Below are 23033 nucleotides of genomic sequence, written 5' to 3'. Positions count from 1 at the left end.
TTGAGCGCTGGAGGCCCATTTCATTCAAAACCCTCGGCCACCCAATCCCGCTGGGCCGCACCACCCTCCAGCGCCAGCAGCGCCCGCTTGCGCGGCAGGCCGCCGCCAAAGCCGGTGAGGCTGCCGTCGCTGCCGATCACACGATGGCAGGGCACGATGATGGAGACCTTGTTCTGCCCATTGGCCGCCGCCACGGCGCGCGCGGCGCTGGGGCGGCCGATGGCGCGGGCCTGTTCGGCGTAGCTGCGCGTCTGCCCGCAGGGGATAGCCAGCAGGGCCTGCCAGGCGCTGAGTTGGAAGGGCGTGCCCACCAGGTCCAGCGGCACGCCAAAGCACTGGCGCTGTCCGGCGAAATATTCGGCGAGTTCGAGGGCCGCCTGCGCCAGCACCGCGTTGCCGCCCGGTTGCACCGGGCCGCCGCGCGCGGCCTCGACCTGGGCCAGCTCGCGCTGCACGCCGCCCTGGCCCACGAATTCGAGCAAGCACAGGCCCTGGGGCGAGGCCACGGCCAGCATCTCACCCAAGGGGGTGGAGAGCTGGCGCGAGAGCAAGGCCATGGGCCGGGGGGTCAGGCGATACGGTCGAGCGCGGTGCGCAAATGCCCCACCGTGCGCTCCACGTTGTGCCACTTCTCCAGGCCGAACAGGCCGATGCGGAAGCTCTTGAAGTCCGGCCCCTCGTCGCACTGCAGCGGCACGCCCGAGGCCGTCTGCAGGCCCACGGCGGCGAACTTGCTGGCGTTCTGGATGCCGGGGTCCGTGGTGTAGCTGACCACCACGCCGGGCGCCTTCCAGCCCTCGGCCGCCACGCTGGGGAAGCCCTTGCTTTCCAGCAGCGCGCGCACCTGGGCGCCCAGTTCGATCTGCTCCTGGCGTACTTTCTCGAAGCCGTACTCCCGGGTCTCCAGCATCACGTCGCGCAGACGCACCAACGCGTCGGTGGGCATGGTGGTGTGGTAGGCGTGCTGGCCTTTTTCGTAGCCCTCGGCGATCTGCATCCACTTCTTCAGATCGCACGAGAAGCTGCTGCTCGTCGTGCCCTCGATGGCCTGGCGCGCGCGCTCGGACAGCATCACCATGGCGCAGCAGGGCGAGCCGCTCCAGCCCTTTTGCGGCGCACTGATGAGCACGTCCACGCCGGTGGCCTGCATGTCCACCCACATGGCACCGGAGGCGATGCAGTCGAGCACGAACAGCGCGCCCACGTCGTGCGCGGCGGCGCTCACGGTACGGATGTAGTCGTCGGAGAGGATGATGCCGCTGGCCGTCTCCACATGCGGCGCGAACACCACCTTGGGCCGCTCGGCGCGGATGGTAGCGGCCACTTCCTCGGCCGGGCACGGTGCCCAGGGCGCCTGCGGGCCTTCGCCCTGCTTGCGAGCCTTGCAGACCACGGCGCCGCCGCCCAGGCCGATGTCGGCATCAAAAATCTGGCTCCAGCGGAAGCTGAACCAGCCGTTGCGCACGATCAGCACTTTTTGCTTGTTGGCGAACTGGCGCGCCACGGCCTCCATGCCGAAGGTGCCGCTGCCCGGCACGAGCACGGCGGTGTGGGCGTGGTAGACCTCCTTGAGCGTGGCCAGGATGTCCTGCATGACGCCGGTGAAGCGCTTGGACATGTGGTTGAGCGCGCGGTCGGTGTAGACCACCGAGAATTCGAGCAAGCCGTCAGGATCGATGTCGGGCAGAAGGCCGGGCATGGGGGTACTCCGTTCTTGGGAAAGCGAAAGGCCGCGCCCGGCGGATGGCCCGGCGCGGCATCAAAGCATTTCAGCTTAGCACGGGCCACCGGCCCTGAAGGGCACCGCCCCACGGGCGGGCGGGCCTTCTCACCAGGTGTCGATGAAGCGCGGCCCCAATGCTCCCACGCGCGCCGAGGCCAGGCCGCGCGCCAGCCAGGCGCGCGTTTCCGCCGGGTCGATGACGGCGTCGATCTCCAGCGTGGCGGCCATGTGCATGGCCTCGCCATTGGAATACTGCTTGGCCACGAGCTTCTGGAACAGCGCGTCGCGCTCGGGGCCCTCGGGCAGGGCTTCGAGCTCCTTGCGGAAACCCAGGCGCACCGCCCCCTCCAGCCCCATGGCGCCGAACTCGCCCGTGGGCCAGGCGATGGTGAACACCGGCGCATGGAAGCCCCCGGCCGCCATGCCCATGGCGCCCAGGCCGTAGCCCTTGCGCAGCACCACGCTGAAGAACGGCACGCGCAGGTGCGCGGCGGTGACGAACAGGCGGCTCACATGGCGCACCTGGGCCGTCTGCTCGACCTCGGGGCCGACCATGAAGCCGGGCGTGTCCACCAGACTCACGAGCGGCAGGCCGTGCGCGTTGCACAACTGCATGAAGCGCGCGGCCTTGTCGGCGGCCGGCGCGTCGATGGCGCCGCCCAGGTGCAACGGGTTGTTGGCGATCAGGCCCACGGGGCGGCCCTCGATGCGCCCAAAAGCCGTGTGGATGCCGGCGCCAAAACCCGTGCGCAGCATCAGCAGGCTGCCCTCGTCCACCAGGCCTGCCATGGCGGCGCGCGTGTCGTACACGCGCAGGCGGTTCTCGGGCACCACTGTACGCAAGGCGCGCTGATCGGGAGCGGTCCATTGCGAGAAGCGCCCCTGGAAGAACGACAGGTAGTGGCGCGCGGCAGCCACGGCTTCCCGTTCGTCCTCGACCAGCACGTCGATCACGCCGTTGGCGTGCTGCACGTGGCTGGGACCGATCTGCTCGGGCTTGAACACGCCCAGGCCGCCGCCCTCGATCATGGCCGGGCCGCCCATGCCGATGTTGCTGGCGCGCGTGGCGATGATGGCGTCGCAGCAGCCCAGCAGCGCGGCGTTGCCGGCGAAGCAGCGCCCCGCCGCGATGCCGACCACGGGCACCTGGCCCGACAGCGCGGCGTGGCTGGCGAAGGTGTGCACATGCAGGCCCGCGACCACGGGGATGTCGGTGTCGCCCGGGCGCCCGCCGCCGCCCTCGGCGAACAGCACCACGGGCAGTTGCTGGTCGAGCGCAATGCCCAGCATGCGGTCGGTCTTGGCGTGGTTGCGCGCGCCCTGGGTGCCGGCGAGCACGGTGGCGTCGTAGGCCATGACCACGGTGCGCGCTTTCTCCTCGCCGCACTGCGCGCCGTTGACCGCGCCGATGCCCGTCACCATGCCATCGGCCGGGGTGTTGGCGATCAGGTCCTCCATGCTGCGGCGGCGCGCCTGCGCGGCCACGGCAAGCTGGCCGTATTCGATGAAGCTGCCCGCGTCGCACAGGTCGGCGATGTTCTCGCGCGCCGTGCGCTGGCCCTGCGCGTGGCGCTTGGCCACGGCGGCCGGGCGGTTCGCGTCGAGCGTGAAGGCGTGGCGGTCGATCACGCGCTGCAGGTCGGCGCGGATGTGGCTGGGGTCCTGCGTCGCCTCCGGCCCGGCGGCATCCAGCGCGGCATCGTGCACGGGTTCGAGCGCCAGCAGTTTGTGGCCCTGCGCCACGTAGGCACCGGGCGCGGCGGCGAGGTCCAGCACGCGGCCCGCGTGCGGCGCGAGCAGCACATGCTCCATCTTCATGGCTTCGAGCACGGCCAGCTCGGCGCCCGCCGCCACCACGTCGCCCTCGGCCACGGCGTACTGCACCAGGCGCGCGGGCATGGGGGCGCGCACGGCATGCGGGTCGGCGTCCTCGGAGGGCACTTCTAGTTTTGAATGATTTTGGCCTGCAGCGCTTATCTGTAAAGCGCCAGCAGCTATGGTTTTGGAAGCATCGAGCAACGCGGGCAGCACCTCTTCCACCCAGCGCGTATGCACCTGCTGGCGTTCCATCTCGGGCCTCTGGGCCAGGGCCTGGAGCAGCGCGACGTTGGTCGCCAGGCCGTCGATGCGGCACTCGGCCAGCGCGCGCTGCGAGCGGCGCAGCACGTCGGCAAAACTGCCGCTGCGCGTGGAGACGATGAGCTTGGCCAGCAGCGTGTCGTAGTGCGGCGAGGGCGCCCGGCCCGCCACTGCGTGCGTGTCCACGCGCACGCCCGGCCCCGTGGGCAGCGCCAGCCGCGCGATGGTGCCGCTACCCGGCTGGGCCTGGCCCTGGGCATCCAGCGTTTCGGCATTGATGCGCCACTGGATGGCATGGCCCTGCGCGCGCGGCGGCTGCGCCGGGTCCAGGCCCAGGCCCTGCAGGTGGCGGCCGGCCGCCAATGCAATCTGCGCCTGCACCAGGTCCACGCCCGTCACCTCCTCGGTGATGGTGTGCTCGACCTGCAGGCGCGGGTTGCATTCGATGAAGACGTAGGGCAGGTCGCTGGACGCCAGGTCCACCAGGAACTCGAAAGTGCCCAGACCCTCGTAGCGCACTTCGCGCGCCATGGCCAGGGCGTCCTGGATGATGCGTTGGCGCAAGGCCTCGGGCAGCGACGGGCTGGGCGCGATCTCCACCAGCTTCTGGAAGCGCCGCTGCAGCGTGCATTCGCGCTCGCCCAGCGCGACCACGTCCACGCCGTCGCCCAGCACCTGCACCTCGATATGGCGCGCGTTCACCATCAGGCGCTCGACGTACACGCCCGCCACGCCGAAGGCGGCCTGCGCCTCGCGGCGGCAGGTCTCATAGGCGGCGGGCAATTCGGCCGCCGACTGCAGGGCACGCATGCCGCGCCCGCCACCGCCGCCAATGGCCTTGATGACGATGCCTGCGCCCTGCCCATCCCCCTGCTGCGCGCGCCAGAAGGCCTGGGCCTCTTCGAGCGTGACCTCGTGCTGCGTGCCCGGCATCAGCGGCACGCCGCAGCGCGCCGCCAGCGCGCGCGCCTGGGCCTTGTCGCCGAACAGCGTGAGCTGCACCGGCGTGGGGCCGATGAAGCGCAGGCCCGCCGCCTGGCAGGCCTGGGCGAAGTCGGCGCGCTCGCTCAGGAAGCCGTAGCCAGGGTGCACGGCGTCCACGCCGCGCTCGCGCGCCAGGGCGATGAGCCGCGCACCGTCGAGGTAGGCCGCCGGGCCCGTGGCGCCGAGCGCAACGGCCTCGGTGGCCGCCTGCACATGCGGCGCACCGGCATCGTCGTCGGCGTACACCGCGACACTGGGAATGCCCAGGTCGTGCAGGGCGCGCGCGATGCGCAGCGCCACCTCGCCACGGTTGGCGATCAGGACTTTGGAAAAGACCGGCGTGTTCATGGTTCTGCTTCTGTTCTGATAGCTGCCAGCGCTTGATGCATAAGCGCTAGAAGCCGATTTCGCTTGTAGCTCATTGGTTCATGGCGCTGCGCATGAAGCAGGCGCTGCCCAGGCCAGGGCAGCCGCGCAAGGGCCGCCAAGCGGCCCAGGCGGCGCTTCGCTTGCGTGCGCCGGGAGCGCCCCCCTGCCCGCAGCGCGCAGCGCTGCGAGAGCGGGGGGAAGGCGCGCAGCGCCACAGGGGGTGTCACTCATCCTTCAACATGCGCCGCAGCACCTTGCCCGCCCCCGTGGCGGGGAGCTGGGCGATGAAGCGCACCTCGCGCGGTGCCTTGTAGGACGCCATGTTCTCGCGGCACCAGGCGACGAGCGCGGCGGCCTCCACCTCCTGCCCCGGCTTCTTCACGATGAAGGCGCGCACCACCTCGCCCTTCTCGGCGTCGGGCACGCCGATCACTGCGGCCTGGGCCACGGCGGGGTGCTTGATGAGGATGGTTTCGACCTCTTCGGGGAATACGCTGTAGCCCGAGACCTTGATCATTTCCTTGAAGCGGCCGATGAAGGTGAGGTAGCCGTCCGCATCGATCTGGCCCATGTCGCCCGTGTGCACCCAGCCATTGCGCAAGGTGGCCGCGGCGGCCTCGGGCTTGTTCCAGTAGCCCTTGAAGTTGCCGGGGCCCTGGATGGTGATCTCGCCCACGGTGCCGACCGGCAGCGGCGCGCCGGTGTCGGGGTCGACGATGCGGATCTGGTTGCCCGGCACGGGCTTGCCCTGCGTGCCCCAGCGGATGGCGTCCACCGGCATGGCGGTGTCCACCGTGTGCGTCTCGCTCAGGCCGTAGGCCGCCTCGTGCGAGACGCAGTTGGGCGCGAACTGGCGCCACTGCTGCGCCAACTGCTCGGTGAAGGTGATGCCGAAACTCGTCACCGGGTTGCGGCGCAGCGCGCTCCAGTCCATGTCGCGCGCGCCGGGCACCTGCATGAGCGCGCCGTTCATCGGCGCAATGCTGTACCACCAGGTGATGCGGTGGCGCTCCAGCGCCTGGGCCACGCCCAGGGGGTCGAAGCGATACAGCAGCACGCAGGTGGAGCCGGTGTAGACCGGCAGGTTCACGCCCATCACCATGCCGGCGATGTGGTACAGCGGCGCCACGGCCAGCAGCACCTCGCCGGCCGACATGCCGTTGCAGTCGGCCGAGGCCGCCGTCTTGTAGCGCGCGTTCTCGTAGCTCAGCATGGCGCCCTTGGGCAGCCCGGTGGTGCCCGAGGTGTAGGTCATGAGCGCCACGTCGTCCATGGACAGCTCCACGGGCGCCGGCTGGCCGCCCGCGCGCACGGTGGCGAGGAAGTCCTCGCAGCCCGCGGGCATCGGTGCCGCGCTGGCGCGCATGGCCAGCAGTTCGGCCGGCACGGTGATGCTGGGCTCGCCGCCCGGCAGCAGGTCGGCGTAGCGCACCACGAACACATGCTGCAGAGCCGTCTGCGCGCGCACCTGCTCCACCACGGGCAGCAGCACGTCGGCGGCGACGATCACGCGCGCCTTCAGGTCGTCGAGCTGGTACTGCAGCTCGTGCTCCTTGTTCAGCGGCCCGCAGGGGCAGACGATGGCGCCGATCTTCTGGATGCCGTAGTGCGCCATGAGGTACTGCGGGCAGTTGTTCATGAACAGCGCCACGGGCTCGCCCTTTTGCACGCCCAGCGCCTGCAGGCGCGCGGCGAAGGCGTCGCTGGCGGCGTCCAGCTCCGCCCAGGTGATGGCGCGGCCGTACCAGAGGTAGGCGGCGCGGTCCGGGGTGGCGCGCGCGTGGCGACGCAGGTGTTCGTGCAGGGGCAGCAGGGCGGCGTTGGGGGCCATGGGGTGTCTCCAGAGTGTCAAAAACCGCCGGTTCTCGGTGCCACGTCAGGGTTTGCCATAAGGCCAAGCACCGGCCAGCGTCTTGCCAATATATACCGCTCGGTAGAACAATGCTACCCATGGGTATAACCAAAGCGACACCAAGCACCGCGCCCGGCGCGCTGGGCACGCCGCCCGTGAAGGCGCGCGGCCGCCAGAAGGCGAGCACGCCCAGCACGGACGAGAAGCGCGAGCGCATCCTCCAGGCCGCCGAGGCGCTGTTTGACCGGCAGGGCTACGCCCACACCACGATGGAGCAGATCGTGCAGCAGCTCGGCGTGACCAAGCCCTACGTCTACTACTACTTCCACAACAAGCAGGAAATCTTCGAGACGCTGTGCTGGCGCCCCTCCGTGGCCTGCTTCACGGCCATGGATTTCCCCGAGGACGACCGCCGCCCCGCGCATGTCAAGGTCACCGAGGGCATGGAGCGGCTGATCCGCGCCACCATCGAGCACCACCCGGCGGCCTTCTTCCCGTACCGCGAGCCGCAGGTGTTCCGCCCCGAATACCTGGCCATGCAGAAGAAACTGGCCAACCACTTCTATGAACGCCTCTGCGCGCTGATGGAAGAGGCCCGCGCGGACGGCATGCTCGACTTCAAGGAAACGCGCCTGACCGCGCAAGCCGCCTGCAGCCTGCCGGGCTTCCTGTACCACTGGTACCGGCCCGACGGGCGCCTGTCGCCGGCCGAAGTGGTGCGCGAACTCTCGCAACTGGCCTGGCGCGTGCTGGGCCTGCGCACGGCGCGTCGGCGGCCCGCGCGCCCCGCCACCCACACCCAACCACCCACGGAGACAAACCCATGAAAGCCTTGTTCACCCCGCTCGCCGCCGCAGCCCTGCTGTGCGCCGGCGCCGCATCGGCCCAGGACACCTTCAAGATCGCCTACATCGATCCGCTCTCGGGCCCGTTCGCCAACGTGGGTGAGCTGATGCTCACGCACACACAGTACGCGGTGGAGGACATCAACGCCAAGGGCGGCGTGCTCAAGGGCACCAAGCTGCAGTTGCTGCAGTTCGACAGCAAGCTCTCGGCACAGGAAAGCCAGAGCGCGCTGCAGGCCGCCATCGACCAGGGCGCGCGCGCCATCGTCACGGGCGGCTCGGGCTCGTCGGTGGTCACGGCGCTGGTGCAGGCGGCCGCACGCCACAACCAGCGCAACCCGGGCAAGGAGATCCTGGTGCTCAACCACTCCTCCATCGACCCCGAGCTGACCGGCAAGGCCTGCAGCTTCTGGCACTTCCAGTTCGAGGCCAACACGGCCATGAAGATGAAGGCCATCGCCAACTACATCAAGAAGCAGCCGGACATCAAGAAGGTCTACCTGCTGAACCAGGACTACGCGCACGGCAAGCAGTGGGCGCACTACGGCCGCGAGCTGGTGGGCCTGGCGCGGCCCGACATCCAGTTCACCGGCGAGGCCCTGCACCCCATCGGCCGCGTGAAGGACTTTGCGCCCTATGTGGCCAAGATCAAGAGCACCGAGGCCGACTCGGTCATCACCGGCAACTGGGGCCAGGACATGGTGCTGCTGCTCAAGGCAGCGGGCGACGCAGGCTACAACCTGCGCTACTTCAACCACAGCGCGGGCTCGGTGCCCGGCACGGTGCTGGCAGTGTCGCAGGCCAAGCTGGGGCAACTCACCTGGGTGGCCGAGTGGCACCCCGGCCAGGCCGAAACGCCCAAGGTGGATGCGCTGGCCAAGGCCTACAAGGCCAAGACGGGCAAGGACTTCCTGGCGCCGCGCATCGAAATGACGCCGCGCTTCCTGGCCGCCGCGATCAACAAGGCCCAGTCCACCGACCCGGTGAAGATCGCGCGCGCCCTGGAAGACCTCACGCTCGACTCCGTGGTCGGCCCGGTGCGCATGCGCGGCGACGACCACCAGCTACTGCTGCCCCAGGTGGTCAACACCATCGCCCCGGTGGACGGCAAGGCGGTGAAAGTGGGCTGGGAAGGCACGAACTACGGCTTCCGCACCGACGCCGCCTACACCGGCAACGAACTGGCGCAGGGCACGGACTGCAAGATGGCAAGGCCCTGATCCTGCACTCCGGCACGCCGGCCGATACCATGGGCGGCTTCTTCACGAGAGAACCACCCATGCCCGACTTCCGCAGCGACACCGTCACCCAGCCCACACCCGCCATACGCGCGGCCATGCAGGCCGCGCCACTGGGCGACGACGTGTTCGGCGACGACCCCTCCGTCAACGCACTGCAGGAGCATGCGGCGCAACTGCTGGGCTTCGAGGCCGCGCTGTTCGCGCCCTCGGGCACGCAGACCAACCTGATCGCCCTCATGGGCCACTGCCAGCGCGGCGACGAGGCCATCGTGGGCCAGAGCTGGCACACCTACCGCTGGGAGGGTGGCGGCATGGCGGTGCTGGGCTCCATCCAGCCCCAGCCGGTGGAAACACAAGCCGACGGCACGCTGCGCCTGGCCGACATCGCCGCCGCCATCAAGCCCGACGACCCGCATTTCGCGCGCACCCGCCTGGTGGTGCTGGAGAACACCACCGGCGGTCAGGTGCTGCCCACGCCCTACATCGCCGAGGTGGCGCAACTGGCGCGCTCGCGCGGCCTGGCCCTGCACCTGGACGGCGCGCGCCTGTTCAACGCCGCCACGGCCAACGCCGAGGCGCATGGCACCGACGTGTACGACGAGGCACGTGCCATCTGCCAGCACTTCGACACGGTATCGCTGTGCCTGAGCAAGGGCCTGGGCGCGCCCGTGGGCTCGCTGCTGCTGGGCCGTGCCGATTTCATCCACCAGGCCAGGCGCACGCGCAAGATCCTGGGCGGCGCCATGCGCCAGTGCGGCCTGCTGGCCTCCGCCGGGCAGCATGCGCTGCAGCACCATGTGCGCCGCCTCGCCGACGACCACGCCCTGCTACGGCAGCTGGCCGCCGGCCTGGCCGAGGCCGGGCGCGGCCACCCGGTGCTGCAAGGGCGCCTGGCCGTGGCCTCGGCGCACACCAACATCCTGTTCACCGACGTGCACGCCGACGTGGCGCCTGCATTCACGGCCTGGCTGGCCCAGCATGGTGTGCGCGTGACCAGCAGCCTCTATGGCGGGCAGACGCGGCTGCGCTGGGTCACGCACCTGGATGTGGGGCCGCAGGATGTGGCGCAGACGCTGGAGTGCGTTCAGCGCTTTGGCACAGCCTGATTCTTGCGATGGATTCCGCTCGCATCACCTGCCGTGCGGACAGGCTCTGTGGCGCGGCCTCAAATAGGCGTGTCTGAGGCCTCCGGCCGCGCCCTGCGACCAAAGATGCCGGTGCCCACCCGCACCATAGTGCTGCCGGCCGCGATGGCGGCGTCCAGGTCGTCCGTCATGCCCATGGACAGGGTGTCAAAACCCGCCAGGCCCGGCAGACCGCTGGCGCGGATGGTGTCGAACACCTCGCGCGCGCGCAGATGCAGGGCGTATTGCGCATCAAAACCCGTGGCCGGTTCCGGGATGCTCATCAGCCCGCGCAGGCACAACTGTGGCAAGACCGCCACGCTTTGCGCCAAGGCCAGGGCCTCCTGCGGGGCCACGCCCGACTTGTTGGCGCCCCCGTCCACATTGATCTGGATGCAGACCTGCAGTGGCGGCAGATGGGCCGGACGCTGGTCCGACAGGCGCTGGGCGACCTTGAGCCGGTCCACGGTATGCATCCAATCAAAGTGCTCGGCCACCAGCCGGGTCTTGTTGCTTTGCACCGGCCCAATGCAGTGCCATTGCAGGGTGGGCGCGCCCATCTGGCGCAGTGCCGCCATTTTTTCTACGGCTTCCTGCAGGTAGTTTTCGCCAAAGGCGTGTTGCCCGGCGCGGGCGGCTTCGAGCACGGCATCGGGCCCGAAGGTTTTGGATACAGCCAGTAACAGAACGCTGGCCGGGTCGCGCCCGGCACGCTCGCAGGCCTGTGCCACCCGGTGCTGTACCTGTTGGAGCTTGTCGGCAATCGTGGTCATAATGGCTGTCGAGCGTACCAAACGTCAGAGGGAACCGTGGACATTACCCAACTGCTGGCCTTCAGCGTCAAGAACAAAGCATCGGACCTGCACCTCTCTGCGGGATTGCCACCCATGATCCGTGTGCACGGCGACGTGCGGCGCATCAATGTCGAAGCGCTGGACCACAAGACAGTGCACGCCATGGTGTACGACATCATGAGCGACTCGCAGCGCAAGACCTACGAAGAATTCCTGGAGGTGGACTTCTCGTTCGAGATCGAGGGCCTGGCGCGTTTCCGCGTGAACGCATTCAACCAGAACCGCGGCGCGGCTGCCGTGTTCCGGACGATTCCGAGCAAGATCCTCACGCTGGAGCAGCTCAACGCGCCCAAGATCTTCGCCGACCTGGCGCTCAAGCCGCGCGGGCTGGTGCTGGTGACCGGCCCCACGGGTTCGGGCAAGTCCACCACGCTGGCGGGCATGGTCAACCACCTCAACGAAACCGAGTACGGCCACATCCTCACCATCGAGGATCCGATCGAGTTCGTGCACGAGTCCAAGAAGTGCCTGGTCAACCAGCGCGAGGTGGGGCCGATGACGCTGTCGTTCGCCGCTGCCCTGCGCTCTGCGCTGCGCGAGGACCCGGACGCCATTCTGGTGGGCGAAATGCGCGACCTGGAAACCATCCGCCTGGCCATGACGGCCGCTGAAACGGGCCACTTGGTTTTCGGCACGCTGCACACGTCCAGCGCCGCCAAGACCATCGACCGGATCATCGACGTGTTCCCCGCCGAAGAAAAGGAAATGGTCCGGGCCATGTTGTCCGAATCGCTGCAGGCCGTGATCTCGCAAACGCTGTGCAAGCTCAAGGACGGCTCGGGCCGCGTGGCCGCGCACGAAATCATGCTGGGCACCAGCGCCATCCGCAACCTGATCCGTGAGGCCAAGGTGGCGCAGATGTACTCGACCATCCAGACCAGCAACAGCGTGGGTATGCAGACGCTGGACCAGAACCTCACCGATCTGGTGCGCCGCAACATCATCAGCCCGGCCGAAGCCCGCGCCAAGGCAAAGATGCCGGAAAACTTCCCTGGCTAAACGTCCCCCAGCCGTTCCGATCCACAGACACCGGCCGCGCGCGGCCCACTGGAGCACCCCATGAAAGGCATTCTTGGTCTGTTGCGCATGTCTTCGCGCAACAACAAGCCACAGCAAGACCACAGCGATTCCGTTTTCTTTTCCACGGCCTTTGCCAACCAGGGTGTCGATCCGGCGATGCTGGTGCCCTGGGAGGCTCGCGCCGTGGAGGTGGGCGCCAAGCGCCTGCCCGCCAGCAAGGGCGGCAAGCTGCTGCAGGCACTGTGGTCCAAGGACAAGTACATGGCGCACCTGGACCAGGACGCTGTGCGGCGCATGGAGAACTTCTTCGAGTTTGCCCAGGTGCCGCCCAACCGCGATCTGATCCGTCAGGACGAGTACGGCAATTTCATGATCGTGCTGCTGTCGGGCACCATCGCGGTGGATCGACTGCAGCCCTGGGGTGAGCAGTTGCGTCTGGCAGAAACCCGCCCTGGCGACATCCTCGGAGAGATGTCCTTGCTGGACAGCGGCATCCGCTTCTCTGCCTGCACCACGCTGACCGATTGCGAAGTCGCCGTGCTCAGTGCCGAGGGCATGGACGACATGATGGTCAAGGACCCGCAACTGGCCGCCAGTCTGGTGGCGCTGCTGGCACGCAAGCTGTCGCTGCGGCTGCGTGCCGTGAGCGCGCGGCTGAGCGAGAACCAAAAGTAAACCCCTGACCCGTTAGCACCCTCGGAGGGAGACACACAGATGGAACGCGATCAGGCGAGTAAGTTCATCAACGATCTGCTGAAGCTGCTGGTGAGCCGCAACGGCAGCGACCTGTTCATCACGGCTGAGTTTCCGCCTGCCATCAAGGTGGACGGAGCGATCACCAAGGTATCACCCCAGGCGCTCACGCCCAACCACACGCTGACGCTGGCCCGCTCCATCATGAGCGACAAGCAGGCAGCCGAGTTTGAGCGCACCAAGGAATGCAATTTCGCCATTTCGCCCTCGGGCATCGGTCGCTTCCGTGTCAATGCATTCATCCAGCAAGGGCGCGTGGGCATGGTGCTGCGGGTGATTCCGCTGACGCTGCCCACCATTGACGGTCTGGGTCTGCCCCAGGTGCTCAAGGAAGTGGCCATGACCAAGCGTGGGCTGTGCATCTTTGTGGGTGCCACGGGCTCGGGCAAATCGACCTCGCTGGCCGCCATGGTGGATTGGCGCAACGAAAACTCCTTCGGCCACATCATCACGGTGGAAGACCCGGTCGAATTTGTGCATCCACACAAAAACTGCGTGGTCACACAGCGCGAAGTGGGCCTGGACACCGACAGCTGGGAAGCCGCACTCAAGAACACGCTGCGCCAAGCACCCGACGTGATTCTGATGGGCGAAATCCGCGACCGCGAGACCATGGAACATGCCGTGGCCTTTGCCGAAACCGGCCACCTGTGCCTGGCCACCCTGCACGCCAACAGTGCCAACCAGGCCCTGGACCGGATCATCAACTTCTTCCCGGAAGAGCGCCGCGCGCAGTTGCTGATGGACCTGTCGCTCAACCTGCGCGGCATGATCTCCCAGCGCTTGATCCCCAAGCAGGATGGCAAGGGGCGCGCGGCTGCGGTGGAAGTGATGCTCAACACCCCGCTCATTGCCGACCTGATCTTCAAGGGCGAAGTGGCCGAGATCAAGGAAATCATGAAGAAGAGCCGCAACCTGGGCATGCAGACCTTCGACCAGTCGCTGTTCGATTTGTTCGAGTCCAACGTCATCAGCTACGAAGACGCGCTGCGCAACGCCGACTCCCTCAACGACCTGCGTCTGCAGATCAAGCTCTCCAGCCAGCGCGCCAAGAGTGCGGACCTGGCTTCGGGCACCGAACATTTCGCGATTGTCTGACACCCCCTGGGCGCTACGCGCCCTCCCCCCTTCCCTCGGCGATGGCCGGGAAAGGGGTTCCCGCCAGTAGCCTGGGGATGCCAGCTCCACAGTGTCCGCGGGCCTGGGCCACGCGCCTTTCTCCCGGTACCGTCTTTCTTGCAAGAGCCATCACATGCCAAGCACCAATCCTCGCAACTACGACGCCACCCCTTCGCGCAAGGTCGCCTTTGTGGGACTGGGCGTGATGGGCTACCCCATGGCCGGCCATTTGGCAATGGCCGGGCATTCGGTCACCGTGTTCAACCGCACCGCTTCCAAGGCCCAGGCCTGGTGCGTGGAGTTTGGCCAAACGGCGAACCCGCAACAGGCGGACACCCCCCGGCTGGCGGCGCAAGGGGCGGACATTGTGTTTTGCTGCGTGGGCAACGACGAGGACTTGCGCTCCGTGACGCTGGGGGCAGACGGAGCCTTTGCCGGCATGGCGCCGGGCAGTATTTTTGTGGACCACACCACGGCATCGGCCGAAGTGGCACGTGAGCTGTATGGTGCAGCCCGTGCCCTGGGTCTGCAGTTCATCGACGCACCAGTGTCCGGTGGTCAGGCAGGAGCACAGAATGGGCTGTTGACCGTGATGTGCGGTGGCGACCCCGAGGCCTTTGATTCCGTGCAACCCGTGGCCATGGCATTTTCGCGCGCCTTCACGCGCATGGGCACCTCGGGCGCCGGCCAACTCACCAAGATGGTCAACCAGATCTGCATTGCCGGGTTGGTGCAGGGCCTTTCAGAGGCCATTGCCTTTGGTCAGCGCGCTGGCCTGGACATGCCCCTGGTGCTGGACGTGATTGGCAAGGGTGCCGCCCAAAGCTGGCAGATGGACAACCGCGGAAATACCATGGTGGCCGACCAATTTGACTTTGGCTTTGCTGTGGACTGGATGCGCAAGGATCTGGGCCTGGTGCTGGCCGAAGCACAACGCAATGGTGCTCGGCTGCCCGTGACCGCGCTGGTGGACCAGTTCTATGGCGACGTGCAGCAAATGGGCGGCAAGCGCTGGGACACGTCCAGCCTGATCAAACGACTGCGCTAGGGAGTGGGATGCGCCGCCAGCGTCGGCGGCACGCTTTCACTGGGCCGGACGCGTTTCCGGCACCTCGCCATTCACCGCATTGGCCGGTTTTGCTTGCTTGCCGGCGTTCAGACTTGCGGCTTCTTCCTCGGTGAGGTACTCAAACACCCGCACCACCTTGCTGACGCCGGTGATGCCTCGGGCAATGGCCGTCGCACGTCCGGCTTCGCGCTGCGACACGCGGCCCATCAGGTACACCACGTTGCGTTCGGTCACCACCTTGAAGCTGTTGGCCGACAGGTCTTTGGCATCCACCAGACTGGCACGCACCTTGCCCGTGATGAAGGTATCGTTGGAGCGCTGTCCGATCGTGCTGTTGGGCATCACGGCCAGATCATTGACCACGCTGCGCACGTTCTGCTCGGCGGCAACGGTTTTTTCGACGGCATCCCGAACCTCGGCGCTGGGCACTTCGCCGGTCAGCAATACTTGGCGGTTGTAGCTGGTGACGTTGACATGGACCTTGTCGCCATAGATACCGTGGATACGGTTGCCAGCGCGCAACTCAATGCCTTCGTCCTCCACCTGCGTGCCTACGGTGCGGCGGTCCAGCGCCATCATGCCGCCCACAGCCGCCCCCCCGACCACCGCCGCAGCACATCCAGACAGACTGACGACCAACACGGCAGACGCCAGCGCGGCACAAGCCGCTCGATAGTTCTTGAACATCATGACAAAACCTCCTGTTCACCAAACAACTGTGCATCCATGCCATCAGACAGGCAATTGAGCACCAGGGTATGCACCTCGCGCACCCGTGCAGCACGGTCATGGGGCACAGAGATACAGACATCTGTTTCGCGCAAAAGGTTCGCCAAGCCTCCGCCCAGCCGCCCCGTCAAGGCCACCACCGACATGTCGCGTTCATGGGCTGCCTGTACTGCCCCCCGCACACTGGGGTCGTTGCCACTGGTGCTCAACACCACCAGCAGGTCCCCGGTTTGCCCCAGCGCACGCACCTGCCGGGCAAACTGCTGGGTGGCATCACCACCGCCGATCGTGAGCAGGGCACCGTCGGTGCACAAAGCCATGGCTGCCAGTTCCGGGCGCTCGCGCTCGAAGCCTGCGACACAGCACGCGGCAAACTGCTGCGCATCGGTGGCCGAAACGCCGCTGCCGCACACCAGGACCTTGCCACCACTCGTCACACAGGCGAGCAGCGCCTGGACCGCGTCGGCAATGGGCCGAGCCAAGGTCTGGGCGGCCTGGTATTTCAGGTCAGCGCTGTCGATGAATTGCTGCTGGATGCGTTGCTCGATCATGGGTTCTACGATGCATAAACCTTGCGCAAGGCAGTGATGATAACCGCTGCGTGTTATCAATTTTGTAGCATTCTGTGGCCGCCGCCTAAGCTGGCGCCTCACTGTGCGTCGAAGGCCCCCCGAATCCACGAGATATCGGGCTCCAACAACACGGCGTCAAACCGACACGGCGGCTGCGCCCCCAGTCGCAGCAAAAAATGCTGCGCAGCAAACACAATACGCCGCTGCTTGGTCGCGCCAATGCTTGCCCCTGCGCCGCCCCAGGCTTGACTGGAGCGGCTGCGCACCTCAACGAACACCACCGTGCCATCGGGCTCGCGCATCACCAGATCGATCTCGCCCCCACCGCGCCCTGGCGTCCGATAATTGCGTGCCAGCAAACGCAGGCCTGCAGACTGCAAATGGGCCAGCGCACGGTCTTCCGCCCACTGGCCCTGAGTCCGCGTGTTTGCCGCCGCTACCGTACCCGGTTTGTTCTTGCCAAGGAAACCCATTGAGCGCCTCTTTTGCCCCCGTTCTGGACGCTGCACGCCATGCAGCCGGTTCGCAGCATTATCCCCAGGGCGCCCTGTACGTGGTGGCCACCCCCATCGGCAACCTGGCAGACATCACGCTGCGCGCCCTGCATGTATTGCAGCTGGCCGACACCTTGGCCTGCGAGGACACGCGCCACAGCCACAGCCTGCTGCGCGCCTACGGCATCGACAAACCCCCCAGCCAGTGGCTCGCCGTGCACCAGCACAACGAGGCCCAGGCCGCGCAGGAGGTCCTGGCCCGTTTGCAGGCAGGTCAGCGCGTGGTGTACATGAGCGACGCAGGGACCCCCGGCATCAGCGATCCAGGCGCACGGCTTGCCGCCGCTGTGGCGGCAGCGGGTTTGCGTGTGCTGCCTTTGCCGGGTGCCAGCAGCATCACCACCGCGTTGAGCGTTGCGGGCGCTGTGGCGCAGGGTGGAGGTGACCAGGGTTTTGTGTTTGCTGGGTTTCTTCCCACCCGCAGTGCAGAACGCAAGGCCTCCGTGGAGATGCTGCGCACCGAACCCCGCTGCATCGTTGTGCTGGAGGCACCGCACCGCATTGCCGATCTGGCACAGGCCCTGGCCGTACTGGAGGAGCGCCCGGTCACCCTGGCGCGGGAATTGACCAAGCAGTTCGAACAAATCACCACCCTACCCGCCCACCAGGCTGCGGCTTGGCTGCAGGAAGACCTCCAGCGCTGCCGGGGTGAATTCGTGGTGGTGCTGCATCCGGTGGCCAGTTCCAACGATGCCGAGGCCGGACTGCGCGTGCTCGATCGCCTGCTTCAGGAGTTGCCGCTGAAGTCGGCAGTGCGCCTCGCGGCCGACATCACCGGCGTACCGCGCAACCAGCTGTACGAAGCTGCATTGCAGCGAAAGAACGCGCCAGAACAAGAAGGCTGAGACGCCCAAAGCAAAACGCCCAACCGAGAACGGTTGGGCGTTATTTTTTTGGTGGTGGCCTGGGACGGAATCGAACCGCCGACACAAGGATTTTCAATCCTCTGCTCTACCGACTGAGCTACCGGGCCAGAGACATAAATTATAACCTGAAAAAAGCACCTGTCGCAAAAGCTGCGCAAATCACGCGCGTTTGCCGCGCCCCAGGTCTACGCCCAGCTGACGCAACTTGCGGTAGAGGTGGGTACGCTCGAGGCCGGTCTTCTCGGCGACGCGCGTCATCGATCCGCCTTCACGCGCCAGATGGAATTCAAAGTAGGCCTTCTCGAAGCCATCACGGGCCTCGCGCAAAGGGCGGTCCAGATCAAAACCCTGGTGCGCCAAGGGACCGGGGTCTGCCTCCATGGTGACGGGCATGCTGCCCACACCTTGCGGCGTCATGTCTGACGATGACGACGTTGCGGTCGCCGACAGCGCCGCAGGGCGTGCAGCATTGCGCGCAAGTCCCTGCTCCACTGCCTTGAGCAGCTTCTGCATGGTGATGGGCTTTTCCAGAAACGCAAACGCACCGATGCGCGTGGCATCCACCGCCGTGTCGATGGTGGCGTGGCCGCTCATCATGATGACGGGCATGGTCAGGAGGCCGCTTCCGGCCCACTCCTTGAGCAACGTGACACCGTCGGTGTCCGGCATCCAGATGTCCAGCAGCACCAGATCGTACACATTGGCAACGCGCGCGCTGCGGGCCTGGGTCGCGTTTTCTGCGAGGTCCACGCTGTGCCCCTCGTCGTTCAGGATCTCCGACAGAAGGTCTCGAATGCCGAGCTCATCGTCGACCACAAGAATATTTGCCATGAATGATTGCCTTGCGTCTGCAGTGCTGGGTGTTGTCAGGAAGCAACTATTTGCTCAGGGGCGAATGATAGCGACACTTGCGCGCCCTGCACTACCCCTTCTTCCTGTCGATTGACAAGTTCTATGCGCGCGCCGTGTTCGTCCGCGATCTTCTTGACCACCGCCAGACCCAATCCGGTGCCACGCGCCTTGGTGGTCACATAGGGCTCGAATGCACGTTGCAGAATGTGCGCGGGGAATCCGCCCCCCTGGTCGCTGATGCGCAGGCGCACGCGCTTGGAGGCCTCGTTCCAGTGCGTGCTGATGCAAACCGGGGGGGGCCGGCTGTCTCCGCGCGCAGCACTCGCCTGCTCTGTGGCGTCCTGTGCGTTCTGCAGCAGGTTGTGCACGATCTGGCGCAGTTGCTGCGCGTCACCCATGATGCGTGGGCAGGCAGAATCAAGCTGCGCCTGCACTGCTACGGTGGCGCGCTCGGATTCATAGAGGTGCAGGATGTCCGCGATGAGCGCATTGAGGTCCACAGGCTTGAGCTCTGCAGCGGGCAGTCGCGCATAGTCGCGAAACTCGTTGACCAGACGCTTCATCGCATCGACCTGGTCCACGATGGTCTTGACCGACTTGGCAAGCACCGCCTGCTCAGGCGCCGGCAACTTGGCATGGAGTTTCATTTCCAGCCGTTCCGCAGACAGTTGGATGGGTGTGAGCGGGTTCTTGATCTCGTGCGCCAATCGCCGCGCCACCTCACCCCAGGCCTGGGCGCGCTGTGCGGAAACAATTTCGGTAATGTCGTCAAATACCAACAGACGGGCTGCGTCGGGCAGCTCTGCACCGCGGGCAACGATGCTGGTGGCATGTTGCGCCACCGCGCCTTCGGCGGAACCCGAGCCATGCAGATCAAAAGACTGCTGCCAATGGTCGAGTCCGTGCTGGTCGCGGTTGCTCAGGAAGGTTTCGAACTGCTGCTGCACCGATTGTGCAAAGGCCTGCAAGCCAGGCACATCGGCCAGGGGCTGCCCCTGGAATGCGGCCAAAGGTTCACGCAGGATGCGTGTGGCACCAGGGTTGGACGAACGGATGGTGCCCTGGGCATCAAGCACGATGACCCCGGCCGTGAGGTTGTCCAGAATGGTCTGCAGGCGCGCGCGGGCGCTGTCCACGGCCTCCATGCTGCGCTCCACCTGGCTGCGTGCATCGGCGAGTTGCTGGGTCATGGAAGCAAAGGAACGCGTCAACCCACCCAGCTCGTCCTTGCCTTGCAGCACGGCCTTGGGACTGAGGTTGCCCTGCGCCACCTCGCGCACCCCTTCGGCCAGGACCAACAATGGCCGCGCCAACTGATTGCCCAACAGCACCGCCAGGAGCACAGCGCCAAACACCGCGAGAAACAAGCTCAGCGTCAAGGTGCCGATGTACATGCGCCGCAAGCCACCGCGCGCCAGGGCACGCTCCTGGTATTCGCGGTGGGCTTCCTGCACGGCGACGGCGTTGTCCACGAGCACCGGCGGCAAGGGCACGACAGCTTGGAGATAGCGCGGCTCTGCCACCAGGCCCATGCCGGGGTTGGGCACCAACACCAAGGCGGAAACGCGCACATTGCGCAAGGCCTCCGGGCGGGTGACATCGGGAAGTTCGTCCAAACCCTCGAGTTGCCCTATCGCACGCTGCTGACGTACGGTGCGCAATTGCTGGGCGGTGGGGCGCTCCTGGTCAAGCCGGTAGCGCGATTGGCCCACACTCGCGACCAATTGACCCGCAGCGTTCCACAACAGCAGATCGCTGGCTCCGAGCTGGTCCCGAATGCGCTCCAACACCAGGCCCGCAGTGGCATCGGAAGTTTGCGACAGCTGCGCACTAAGGCTGCGCGCCCGCGCCGCCGTCTCGCTGACCTGCATCTCCAGCGTGGCACTGGCCAAACTGACCCCTGCGGCCAGCGCACCCTCGACCTTGACGTCGAACCAGCTTTCAATGGAGCGCGAGACAAACTGGTACGACACGTAATAGATCAGCAGGCCCGGCATCAGCCCCACCAGGGCAAAGATGGCCGCCAGCTTGACCAGCAAGCGGCTACCGAAACGCCCCCGCCGCAAGCGCAGCAGCAGACGCACAGCTACCCACAGCAACACGGCCAGCAAGAGCAGCGCCACCACCACGTTGACGCCAAACAGCCACCCGTAGTTGCGCTCGTACAGGACCCGGTTGTTGGTGGTGAGGGTCAGGAGAAAAAAGAGCACCAGGGCGATGGCCGCCATGATGGCCGCCCCCACCCCCAAGGCCCAGCGCACCGCCCGCGAGGGGCGTAGCGCGTTCTGCGTCTCGCTCATTGCGTGGGCTCCGGACTCCAGCGCAGGCTGCGCGCCAGAGAGAGATTCCAGCCCGAGCGTCCCAGCGCGCCGATCTGCAAGGGGCGTGGGAGCTGCGACAGATCCAGTCTGAAGCGCAGTTGCACCTGGTACTGTTCCTGGGGATCTATGGCGGCCGCAGGCGCAATCTTCCAGCGCACAATGCGCTGCATGGCGGCCCGCACGTCGGCCAGGTCGTCGAAGTTCTGCCCCAGGGCAACGCCCAGCCCGCTCGAGTCAAAAGGCTCGGAGGACACATTGAGGCGCCATCGGCGCGTCAATGGCTGGTAGCTCAGGCGCAGGTAGCGCACCTCGGTGGCAATGTGCTGGTCGTACCAGTACCAGCGCCGCCGGGTCAGTTCCGCCTCCGTGACGAAGTACATCGGGATGCCCTTGCGCAGCGCATCTTCGGCGAGCGTGGGCAGTTCGAACTCCAGCGCGGCCGTCAGGAAGAGGCCTTCGTCGGTCTGCTCCAGGCGCATGTCCGGTATGGCTGCCGGGTTCGCCGCCTGCGCTTGGCCGCACAGGGCCAGCAGGGCGAAGAGCACCCAGCGCAGCCCCCACAGGACCCAGCGTCGCCACAGCACCTCGGCCGCGCGGGAAACCGCATCAGCCGGGCTGTTTCTCGAGCAGCGCGTAGAAGAAGCCGTCATGTTCACCCGACAGATTGTCCGGGACACCCTCGGCCTTGTGGGGCACACCTGGCAACAAATGGCCCGGTGACGGCAGCAAGCGTGCGTCAGTGTTGTGTGCAAGAAACGCCTGGATCTGATCGCTCCCCTCGGCCCGGAACACCGAACAGGTGCAATACAGCAAGCGCGCCCCGGGTCGCACCAGGGGCCACAGTGCGCGCAGCAATTGCGCCTGGATGGCGGCCAGCTGCGCCACGTCGCTCTCGCGGCGCAACCAGGCCACGTCCGGGTGGCGGCGCACGATGCCCGATGCGGTGCAGGGGGCGTCCAGCAGGATGGCATCAAACAGCTCGCCGCCACAATGCGCCCGCCACCAGTCCTCGGGGCGTCCGGCATCGGCGACCAACACCTGGGCCTTCAACTGGCAGCGTTCCAGCGTAGCGCGGATGCGTTCGCAGCGCTGCGCATCCACATCCAGCGCCGTGAGCCGCAGGTCGGCCTGGGGCCCGGCGCATTCGAGCAAGTGCGCCGTCTTGCCACCGGGCGCAGCACAGGCATCCAGCACGCGCAAAGGCCGGCCCAGATCCAGTCCCTGGAGCAGCAGGGGCGCGGCCAGTTGCGCGCCCGCATCCTGCACCGACACGTCGCCCTGCGCAAACCCCGGCAAGGACTGCACGGCCACGGCCCGCTGCAACACCAGTCCGTCGGCCCCGATGTCAATTGCTCCTAAATTGATAGCTGCTAACGCTTTCTGGTATTGCCCTGGGGTCGTTTTTTGCTTGTTAACCCGCAACACCATGGGTGCCTGGTTGCGGGGGGCTTGCAGTACGGCCTGCCAATGCTGGGGGTGGTCCTTGCGCAGCCTTTGCACCCACCAGGCCGGGTGGTTCCAGCGCGCCAGATCGTCCCGTGCGGCGGCATCACACAGCGCCTGGCGCTCGCGCAGATAACGGCGCAGGCAGGCGTTGACAAACCCCGCCTGGGGCCGCGTACTGCGCTGGGCCTTGGCCGCTTCCACCGCCTGGTTGACCAGCGTGTGGGGCTCGTAGGCGGCACTGGCGCCCGGCGCCATCAGTGCCAGCGCGGTGCACAACAACGCATCGATAGCAGCAGCAGGCTTGCGCGGTGCCAATTGGCTGCGCAGGGCCTGCGCCATGCCCAGATGGCGCAGCGTCTCGAAAAACAAGGCCTGCACAGCGGGCCGCAGCGCGGCAGGGACCGTCTCCAGCGCTGCAGTCCCCGAGCGGCCGGCACGCACGGCCTGCAGGCAGGCGGCCACCGATTGGAGCACCACCGACAGCGCAGGCGCAGCACCCGCGCCGGGACTGGCCACGGGGGCCTGCGCATCGGCACCAGGCCGCTGAGGGATGCGGGTGTTTCCGGTCATGGATTCAAAGAGGTGAGAGACCCATAAAAAAACTCCCGGTCTGCCTGGAACCAGACAGGCCGGGAGCGCGCTAGGTCATGCTGCCTGCGGA

20 protein-coding genes and 1 tRNA gene are annotated in these 23033 nt (G+C 66.8%); 8 read left to right on the top strand and 13 right to left on the bottom strand.

Annotated features, from left to right (window positions below; genetic code table 11):
- Nucleotides 1-20: 20 nt before the first annotated feature.
- The 4 genes from MJ602_RS04405 to MJ602_RS04390 all read right to left on the bottom strand — a co-directional run bounded on the left by MJ602_RS04405 (nt 21) and on the right by MJ602_RS04390 (nt 6986).
- Nucleotides 21-557 (bottom strand): methylated-DNA--[protein]-cysteine S-methyltransferase, encoded by a 537-nt coding sequence (locus tag MJ602_RS04405; RefSeq protein WP_243019578.1) that lies wholly within the window; start codon nt 555-557, stop codon nt 21-23.
- Between the two features lie 11 nt (nt 558-568).
- A complete protein-coding gene (locus MJ602_RS04400) occupies nt 569-1699 on the bottom strand; it encodes an aminotransferase class V-fold PLP-dependent enzyme (RefSeq protein ID WP_243019576.1) in 1131 nt (376 codons plus the stop codon).
- 129 nt (nt 1700-1828) lie between these two features.
- A complete protein-coding gene (locus MJ602_RS04395; RefSeq protein ID WP_243019574.1) occupies nt 1829-5134 on the bottom strand; it encodes a carboxyl transferase domain-containing protein in 3306 nt (1101 codons plus the stop codon).
- Nucleotides 5135-5378: 244 nt separating this feature from the next.
- The gene (locus tag MJ602_RS04390) at nt 5379-6986 is read right to left on the bottom strand and encodes an AMP-binding protein (RefSeq protein WP_243019572.1); all 1608 of its coding nucleotides are present in this window, start codon (nt 6984-6986) and stop codon (nt 5379-5381) included.
- A gap of 119 nt (nt 6987-7105) precedes the next feature.
- On the opposite strand from MJ602_RS04390, the gene MJ602_RS04385 reads away from it, so the two are divergent.
- Genes MJ602_RS04385 through ltaE form a run of 3 tightly spaced genes read left to right on the top strand, consistent with a single transcriptional unit; the run spans nt 7106 to nt 10199 of the window.
- Nucleotides 7106-7834, top strand: a complete 729-nt coding sequence (locus MJ602_RS04385) for a TetR/AcrR family transcriptional regulator (RefSeq protein ID WP_243019570.1) — start codon at nt 7106-7108, stop codon at nt 7832-7834.
- Entirely contained in the window at nt 7831-9072 is a 1242-nt protein-coding gene (locus tag MJ602_RS04380; RefSeq protein WP_243019568.1) for a branched-chain amino acid ABC transporter substrate-binding protein, read from the top strand. Before MJ602_RS04385 ends, MJ602_RS04380 begins: the two co-directional genes overlap by 4 nt.
- A gap of 59 nt (nt 9073-9131) precedes the next feature.
- Complete coding sequence (gene ltaE / locus MJ602_RS04375) at nt 9132-10199, top strand: low-specificity L-threonine aldolase (RefSeq protein WP_243019567.1); 1068 nt, start codon at nt 9132-9134, stop codon at nt 10197-10199.
- Nucleotides 10200-10258: 59 nt separating this feature from the next.
- On the opposite strand, the gene MJ602_RS04370 is transcribed toward ltaE, so the two are convergent.
- Nucleotides 10259-10990 (bottom strand): YggS family pyridoxal phosphate-dependent enzyme, encoded by a 732-nt coding sequence (locus tag MJ602_RS04370; RefSeq protein ID WP_243019566.1) that lies wholly within the window; start codon nt 10988-10990, stop codon nt 10259-10261.
- A 36-nt stretch (nt 10991-11026) separates the two neighbouring features.
- Here MJ602_RS04370 and MJ602_RS04365 point away from each other — a divergent pair, with 36 nt between their 5' ends.
- The 4 genes from MJ602_RS04365 (at nt 11027) to MJ602_RS04350 (ending at nt 15011) form a co-directional block, all read left to right on the top strand.
- Nucleotides 11027-12070: a PilT/PilU family type 4a pilus ATPase gene (locus MJ602_RS04365; RefSeq protein WP_162017611.1), complete on the top strand. Its 1044-nt coding sequence runs from the start codon at nt 11027-11029 to the stop codon at nt 12068-12070.
- Nucleotides 12071-12130: 60 nt separating this feature from the next.
- Nucleotides 12131-12766 (top strand): cyclic nucleotide-binding domain-containing protein, encoded by a 636-nt coding sequence (locus MJ602_RS04360; protein WP_162017612.1) that lies wholly within the window; start codon nt 12131-12133, stop codon nt 12764-12766.
- A gap of 39 nt (nt 12767-12805) precedes the next feature.
- On the top strand, nt 12806-13942 hold the full coding sequence (locus tag MJ602_RS04355; protein WP_162017613.1) for a PilT/PilU family type 4a pilus ATPase: 1137 nt from the start codon (nt 12806-12808) through the stop codon (nt 13940-13942).
- Nucleotides 13943-14096: 154 nt separating this feature from the next.
- Nucleotides 14097-15011, top strand: coding sequence for an NAD(P)-dependent oxidoreductase (locus tag MJ602_RS04350; protein ID WP_243019564.1), 915 nt, complete (start codon nt 14097-14099; stop codon nt 15009-15011).
- 36 nt (nt 15012-15047) lie between these two features.
- Here MJ602_RS04350 and MJ602_RS04345 read toward each other — a convergent pair whose 3' ends face one another.
- The 3 genes from MJ602_RS04345 to MJ602_RS04335 all read right to left on the bottom strand — a co-directional run bounded on the left by MJ602_RS04345 (nt 15048) and on the right by MJ602_RS04335 (nt 16806).
- Nucleotides 15048-15722, bottom strand: a complete 675-nt coding sequence (locus tag MJ602_RS04345; RefSeq protein ID WP_162017615.1) for a BON domain-containing protein — start codon at nt 15720-15722, stop codon at nt 15048-15050.
- Nucleotides 15719-16312, bottom strand: coding sequence for an SIS domain-containing protein (locus tag MJ602_RS04340; protein ID WP_243019562.1), 594 nt, complete (start codon nt 16310-16312; stop codon nt 15719-15721). Before MJ602_RS04340 ends, MJ602_RS04345 begins: the two co-directional genes overlap by 4 nt.
- Before the next feature lie 98 nt (nt 16313-16410).
- Nucleotides 16411-16806 (bottom strand): YraN family protein, encoded by a 396-nt coding sequence (locus tag MJ602_RS04335; RefSeq protein ID WP_243019560.1) that lies wholly within the window; start codon nt 16804-16806, stop codon nt 16411-16413.
- Here MJ602_RS04335 and rsmI point away from each other — a divergent pair.
- Nucleotides 16806-17732 (top strand): 16S rRNA (cytidine(1402)-2'-O)-methyltransferase, encoded by a 927-nt coding sequence (gene rsmI, locus MJ602_RS04330; protein ID WP_243019558.1) that lies wholly within the window; start codon nt 16806-16808, stop codon nt 17730-17732. The genes MJ602_RS04335 and rsmI overlap by 1 nt on opposite strands.
- A gap of 52 nt (nt 17733-17784) precedes the next feature.
- Here rsmI and MJ602_RS04325 read toward each other — a convergent pair.
- The 5 genes from MJ602_RS04325 to rsmB form a co-directional block, all read right to left on the bottom strand.
- A tRNA-Phe gene (locus MJ602_RS04325) sits at nt 17785-17860 on the bottom strand.
- A gap of 52 nt (nt 17861-17912) precedes the next feature.
- Nucleotides 17913-18584: a response regulator gene (locus MJ602_RS04320; protein ID WP_243019557.1), complete on the bottom strand. Its 672-nt coding sequence runs from the start codon at nt 18582-18584 to the stop codon at nt 17913-17915.
- 35 nt (nt 18585-18619) lie between these two features.
- A complete protein-coding gene (locus MJ602_RS04315) occupies nt 18620-20905 on the bottom strand; it encodes a sensor histidine kinase (RefSeq protein ID WP_243019555.1) in 2286 nt (761 codons plus the stop codon).
- Complete coding sequence (locus MJ602_RS04310; RefSeq protein ID WP_279235785.1) at nt 20902-21576, bottom strand: DUF4390 domain-containing protein; 675 nt, start codon at nt 21574-21576, stop codon at nt 20902-20904. Before MJ602_RS04310 ends, MJ602_RS04315 begins: the two co-directional genes overlap by 4 nt.
- Nucleotides 21533-22942, bottom strand: coding sequence for a 16S rRNA (cytosine(967)-C(5))-methyltransferase RsmB (rsmB, locus tag MJ602_RS04305; protein WP_243019553.1), 1410 nt, complete (start codon nt 22940-22942; stop codon nt 21533-21535). The genes MJ602_RS04310 and rsmB overlap by 44 nt, the downstream gene beginning before the upstream one ends.
- Nucleotides 22943-23033: the final 91 nt, after the last annotated feature.

The organism is Simplicispira sedimenti, assembly GCF_022760965.1.
GTDB lineage: Bacteria > Pseudomonadota > Gammaproteobacteria > Burkholderiales > Burkholderiaceae_C > Simplicispira > Simplicispira sedimenti.
This window is presented reverse-complemented; position numbering and strand designations above follow the sequence as displayed.